Genomic DNA, 4,451 nt, shown 5'->3' on the forward strand with positions numbered 1-4,451 from the left:
GCCTCGGTGAGGGCGCTTCCCGTCAGGGGAGGCGCCCTCGCCGTTTGCGGGCTCAGGGTGTGCCAGTGGCTTCCCCCGCGCCCGAGAGCCCGCCCGTCACGCGTTGCGCGCCCCCTGGACGAAAGCCCGATGGCCCACAGAAGGGTCATTCGAGCACGAACCGAGCGGGCCCCTCCGGGTAGAACCTCCTCCCAGCCCCTCACCATGGTCACCCTCATCTACCTCGTCGTCGGAGCGCTCCTCGTCCTCATGGCGCTCTCCGGCTCCGTCCTCAAGCGGCTGCCCCTGTCCACCTCCCTCGTGTACCTGGCGGTGGGCGCCGGACTGGGAAAGATGGGCGATGCCTGGCTGGCCCCTCTCGCGCACGTCCACCTCCTGGAGCGGCTCACCGAGGTGGCCGTCATCATCTCGCTCTTCTGCTCGGGGCTGAAGCTGCGGCTGCCGCTGTCGGACCGGGGCTGGCGACTGCCGCTGCGGCTGGCCCTCGGCGCCATGACGGTGACGGTGGGACTGCTCACCCTGGTGGGCGTCTTCGGCCTGGGCCTCTCGCTGGGGGCCGCCCTCCTGCTGGGAGCGGTGCTCGCCCCGACCGATCCCGTGCTCGCCTCCGACGTGCAGGTGGAGAACCCCACGGACACGGATCGGCTGCGCTTCGGGCTGACGGGCGAGGCCGGACTCAACGACGGCAGCGCCTTCCCCTTCGTCATGCTGGGGCTGGGACTGCTGGGCCACCACGAGCTGGGCGCGGGGGGCTGGCGGTGGTTCGCGGTGGACCTGCTCTGGGCCGTGACGGGGGGCCTCCTCATCGGCTGGCTGCTGGGCAGTGGGGTGGGCCGGTTGGTGCTGTACCTGCGGCGCACGCACCAGGAGGCGGTGGGGCTGGATGACCTGCTCGCCCTGGGCCTCATCGCCCTCTCGTACGGCGTGGCCATCTGGGCGCACGCCTATGGCTTCCTCGCCGTCTTCGCCGCGGGCCTGGCCCTGCGCTACAGGGAGGCCCGCGCCAGCCGCGGACAGCCCCCGCCCGAGGACGTCGCCTCGGTGGCGAAGAGCAACAAGCCCCACGAGGTGGCCACCCACCCCGAGGCGGCCCCGGCCTACATGGCCCAGGCGGTGCTGGGCTTCACCGAGCAGTTGGAGCGCATGGGCGAAGTGACCCTCATGGTGCTGGTGGGGGTGATGCTCGCCACCGTGGGCTTCGCCGCGGAGGGCTTCGTGGTGGCGGGCCTCCTCTTCCTGCTCATCCGCCCCCTCTCGGTGGCCCTGCTGCTGGCGGGCACGAGCACTTCTCCCTCCCAGCGCGCGCTCATCGGGTGGTTCGGCATCCGCGGCATCGGCTCGCTCTACTACCTCTTCTACGCCCTCAACCACGAGCTGGGCCCCACGCTGGGAGAGCCCCTGGCCCGGCTGGTGCTGACGGTCGTCGCCACCTCCGCCGTGCTGCACGGCATCTCCGTGACGCCCCTCATGCACTGGTACTCGCGCCACCGGCGGCCAGGGCCCGAGCGCCAGCCACAACCCGAGACGCGCACGCGCTCCCCCTGATACGCCTGCGCGCGAGCCGCACCCGCTCCTCCGGGCTCAGCCCGCGGGAGGAGGGGCTGCCTCTCCCAGGAGCTCCCGCTCGCGCCTGTGCATGAAGTGCGCGACGGCCTCGGCGATGGCCCGGTTGAAGCACAGCAGGAGGATGCGCGCCTCTTCCACGCGGACGAGTCCGTGCCCCGCCTCCTCCACGAGGTCGAAGATGCATTCGTGCAGCGCGCCGTACTCGCGCACGACGCTGGGGAGATCGAAGCCGGTGCGGAAGCGTTGCTCCCCATGCTCCCACCCCAGCGGGCCCACCCGATGCGTCTTGGGTGCCTCTCCCTCCTCCTCCCGGTGCAGGGCGGCGACCACTTCCTTCAGGAACTCCGGGATGTGGTCCGCCAGTTCGGGCTCGGAGAGAGGGCCTGGAGCATGGTCGCGCTGGACCCGCTCCAACCAGCGCCGGAACAGCTTCTCCTGCCCGGCTTCCATGACATCGGCGAGGGTGTTCATCGAGGCTCTCCCAGCGGCACGCACGAATACGTTGGTACCTGCGCGGCGCGTCGTCCCTCCCCACGGCGCTCCCTCGCACTCCATGCGCTGAACGCCCGCCTGGAGGGCAGGCAGTCCAGAAGAGCCAGGAGGGGCATGCCCGGCCGCTCCCCTGACGGCCCGTGCTGGTCCCCGGTCCAGGCTGACTCCCGAGGACGAGTGCCGCCCCCTACCTTGTGAGGCACACGAGCCCCACCCTCCGGAGCACCGCCTTCCCTTCTATGAGCGCGAACGACGACAAGAACCTGGCAGGCGGGGCCGACGGCTTCCGGAGACCGAGCTGGAAGGCCCTCACGGCCGAGGCCCGGGCGCGCTTCGGCGTGGAGGAGCTCCGGCCCGGCCAGCGGGAAATCCTCGAGGCGCTGCTGGAGGGCAAGGACGTGCTGGGGGTGATGCCCACCGGCGCGGGCAAGTCGCTGTGCTTCCAGCTCCCCGCCCTCTTCCTGCCGAAGGCCACCGTCGTCGTCTCGCCCCTGCTGGCGCTGATGCAGGACCAGCACGAGAAGCTCACGGAGGCGGACGTGGGGGTGGTGAAGCTCGACTCCACGCTCAGCGCGCGCGAGGCGGACGCGCTGACGCGGGAGGTCCGCCGCGGCGAGCATGAGATCATCTACGTCACGCCCGAGCAGCTCGAGAAGCCCGAGCGCCTGGAGGCACTGCGCAAGGCGGGCGTCTCCCTCTTCGTGGTGGACGAGGCCCACTGCGTGTCCCAGTGGGGGCACGACTTCCGCCCGGCGTTCCTCACGCTGCGCGAGGCGGTGCAGCAGCTCGGCCGGCCTCCCATCCTCGCGCTGACGGCCACCGCCACCCCGCAGGTGCGCGAGGACGTGCTCGAGCAGCTCGGCATGCGGGGCGCCGAGGTGGTGAACACCGGCATCCTCCGCGAGAACCTCTCGCTGGAGGTGGCCCGCACGGTGAACCCCGAGGCCAAGAAGGCGCGGCTGATGAAGCTGCTCCAGGAGGAGCCGGGCACGGGCATCGTCTACACCGCCACCGTGAAGAAGGCCGAGGAGGTGTGGAACTGGCTGAAGGACGCCGGCATCGAGGCGGCCCGCTACCACGGCCAGATGAAGGCCAGCGAGCGCGAGGAGGTGCAGCAGCGCTTCATGGCCAACGCGTACCGCGTCATCGTGGCCACCAAGGCCTTCGGCCTGGGCATCGACAAGCCGGACATCCGCTTCGTGGCGCACTGGCAATTCCCCGACTCACTGGAGACCTACTACCAGGAGGCGGGGCGCGCGGGCCGCGACGGAGCGCCGGCGCGCGGAGTGCTCTTCTACCGGCTGGAGGATCGGCGCATCCAAGGCTACTTCCTCGGGGGCAAGTACCCCCGGCGCGAGGAGTCCCAGGCGCTGTACTCGGTGCTGCGCGAGCTGTGGGCCCACCGGCAGGGCAAGCCCGTGTCCCTCAAGGTGCTGACGGAGGCCTCGGGGCTGCCGGCCAACCGGGTGAAGGTGCTGGTGGCGCAGCTCTCCGGGGCGGGCATCCTCGAGCGGGGCCCGCGCGGGCTGAAGCAGCTGCGCGACTTCGAGACCGCCGAGGAGCTGGCCGAGTACCTCACCGCCTACGAGAAGCGCCACCAGACTGATCGCGAGCGCCTCCAGCGGATGATGCGCTACGGGCAGACCACCGAGTGTCGCTGGCACTTCATCAGCGAGTACTTCGGCGAGCCGGCGCCCGGAGACTGCGGGCGCTGCGACAACTGCGCGGAGCGCGCCGCGGGACACTTCGACGCGACCAGCCCCACGGCCATCGCCACGCCCCCCGCCGCCGAAGCGATCCCCGGTGGTGCGGTGTAGTTGGAAAAGCCGCACGCAAAGGGCAGGAAACCCGCTCCCGCGCCCACACCCACGCGGGCAACCCGTCCGCCCGAGCCCGGAAGGTTCTGCTAGCGTGGCGAGCGCGCTTCACGCCGCCCCCTCTCCATGTCCGCGCTCGACACCACCGCCGTCAACCGTACCCACGCGCCGGATCTCATCCCCGGCTATCGCCTGGAGAAGCTCGTCGGTGCCGGCGGCATGGGCGAGGTCCACAAGGCCACCCAGCTCTCGCTGGGCCGCACGGTGGCCATCAAGCTGCTCAACGCGCAGCTCGCCACGGACGAGAGCTTCGTCGCCCGCTTCCAGAAGGAGGCCGCGGCGCTCGCCACCCTCCACCACCCGCACATCGTCTCCATCCTCGACAAGGGGAGCACGCAGACGACGTACTACCTGGTGATGGAGTTCGTGGACGGGGCGTCCCTGCGCGAGCGGATGCGCGCGCCCCAGCAGGAGCCGCTCGAGACGCTGCGGATGATGTTGGAGATCTGCCGGGCCATCGAGTACGCGCACAAGAATGGCGTCATCCACCGGGACCTGAAGCCGGAGAACATCCTG

Annotated in this window: 4 protein-coding genes; 3 read left to right on the forward strand and 1 reads right to left on the reverse strand. The window is 71.0% G+C overall.

All coding sequences use genetic code 11. From position 1 onward, the window contains the following. The first annotated feature begins 204 nt into the window (after nucleotides 1-204). On the forward strand, nucleotides 205-1,545 hold the full coding sequence (locus tag VF697_RS01230; RefSeq protein ID WP_331091421.1) for a cation:proton antiporter: 1,341 nt from the start codon (nucleotides 205-207) through the stop codon (nucleotides 1,543-1,545). A 36-nt stretch (nucleotides 1,546-1,581) separates the two neighbouring features. Here the strand turns inward: VF697_RS01230 and VF697_RS01235 are convergent, their stop codons facing one another. Next, nucleotides 1,582-2,037, reverse strand: a complete 456-nt coding sequence (locus VF697_RS01235; RefSeq protein ID WP_331091422.1) for an RsbRD N-terminal domain-containing protein — start codon at nucleotides 2,035-2,037, stop codon at nucleotides 1,582-1,584. 260 nt (nucleotides 2,038-2,297) lie between these two features. Here VF697_RS01235 and VF697_RS01240 point away from each other — a divergent pair, with 260 nt between their 5' ends. Both VF697_RS01240 and VF697_RS01245 read left to right on the forward strand, forming a co-directional pair. Then, complete coding sequence (locus tag VF697_RS01240; protein WP_331091424.1) at nucleotides 2,298-3,875, forward strand: ATP-dependent DNA helicase RecQ; 1,578 nt, start codon at nucleotides 2,298-2,300, stop codon at nucleotides 3,873-3,875. Between the two features lie 126 nt (nucleotides 3,876-4,001). After that, on the forward strand, nucleotides 4,002-4,451 hold a 450-nt coding region (locus tag VF697_RS01245; protein ID WP_331091426.1), incomplete at its 3' end, for a protein kinase domain-containing protein.

This window comes from Archangium sp. (assembly GCF_036388035.1).
Classification (GTDB): Bacteria; Myxococcota; Myxococcia; order Myxococcales; family Myxococcaceae; genus Archangium.